Here is a 1,618-nt window from a genome sequence, read left to right as displayed (position 1 = left end):
AGCGCGGCCTCTGCGGCGGCTTCAATTCGCAGATCGCCCGCCTTGCCCGCGACCACATCCGCAAGCTCCTGGCCGACGGCAAGCAGGTCAAGATCATCTGCGTCGGCAAGAAGGGCTACGACATCCTGCGCCGCGACTACGCATCGCTGATCCTTGAGCGCGTCGACCTGCGTGAAGTGCGGACGCTCGGCTTCGCCAATGCCGATGCGATCGCGAAGAAAGTCATCCACCTCTTCAACGAGGGCGGTTTCGACGTCTGCACGCTGTTCTACTCGCAGTTCAAGTCGGTGATCAGCCAGATCCCGACGGCGCAGCAGATCATCCCGGCGGCGACTGCCGCTCCTGCTGCTGCCGAGGCGACCAATGGCGGCAACGCCGTCTACGAATACGAGCCGGAGCCGGGCGAGATCCTCTCCGACCTCATCCCGCGCAACATCTCGGTCCAGATCTTCCGCGCGCTGCTCGAAAACGCAGCCGGCGAGATGGGCGCCAAGATGAGCGCCATGGACAATGCGACGCGCAACGCCGGCGACATGATCAACAAGCTGTCGATCACCTACAACCGCCAGCGGCAGGCGCAGATCACCAAGGAATTGATCGAAATCATTTCGGGCGCCGAGGCGCTCTAGTCGCGGGCCCATGTGGAGGTCGCTGACCTCCATGCGGACAGCGCGAGAAACAGAAAGACGAAAAAGGGCAAAGACGATGGCGAAAGCAGCTACCCCGAAGACCGCCGCCAAGGCGGCACCGGCCCCCAAGGCGGCGGCACAGGCTCCGGCAGCAGCCGCGAAGGCCGCTCCGGCCAAGAAGGCGGCGGCACCGGCCAGGGCAGCACCGTCCAAGGCGGCGAGTGTCGCCGTCAAGAAGACCGGCGCCGTCGGCAAGGTCCGCCAGGTCATCGGCGCCGTCGTCGACGTGCAGTTCAGCGACCACCTGCCGGCGATCCTGAACGCGCTGGAAACCTCCAATGTCGGCAACCGCCTCGTGCTCGAAGTGGCCCAGCATCTCGGCGAGAACACAGTGCGCTGCATCGCCATGGACTCCACCGAAGGCCTGGTCCGCGGCCAGGAGGTCTATGACACCGGCGCGCCGATCTCGGTGCCGGTCGGTCCCGGCCTGCTCGGCCGCATCATCAACGTCATCGGCGAGCCGGTCGACGAGGAAGGCACGGTCGACGGCGTCGAACAGCGCGCCATCCACCAGCCCGCTCCGGCCTATGTCGACCAGTCGACGGAAGCGCAGATCCTGGTTACCGGCATCAAGGTGCTCGACCTGCTCGCTCCTTACGCCCGCGGCGGCAAGATCGGCCTGTTCGGCGGCGCCGGCGTCGGCAAGACGGTGCTGATCCAGGAACTGATCAACAACGTCGCCAAGGCGCATGGCGGCTTCTCGGTGTTCGCCGGCGTCGGCGAGCGCACCCGCGAAGGCAACGGTGAGGCCGGTCAGGCCGACGCGGGCGCGGGCGCCCGGCGGCTCGTTCATCTGGCCATAGACCAGCGCCGCCTTGGAACCTGCACCGCCGCCCTTCTTGTTGACGCCCGATTCGATGAACTCGTGATAGAGGTCGTTGCCTTCGCGGGTGCGCTCGCCGACGCCTGCGAACACCGAGAAGCCGCCA

Annotated in this window: 1 protein-coding gene and 1 pseudogene; both read left to right on the top strand. The window is 66.4% G+C overall.

Annotation, left to right across the window (positions count from 1 at the left end; genetic code table 11):
* A partial coding sequence (locus EN781_RS32130) for a F0F1 ATP synthase subunit gamma (RefSeq protein ID WP_127400705.1) occupies window positions 1-629 on the top strand: 629 nt, incomplete at its 5' end.
* Window positions 630-705: 76 nt separating this feature from the next.
* Window positions 706-1,618, top strand: a pseudogene (locus tag EN781_RS32120) (hypothetical protein); the annotation flags it as partial.

Source organism: Mesorhizobium sp. M4A.F.Ca.ET.090.04.2.1 (assembly GCF_003999085.1).
GTDB lineage: Bacteria > Pseudomonadota > Alphaproteobacteria > Rhizobiales > Rhizobiaceae > Mesorhizobium.
Note: the sequence above shows the minus strand (reverse complement) of the source record. Positions and strands in the feature narration are given on the sequence as shown.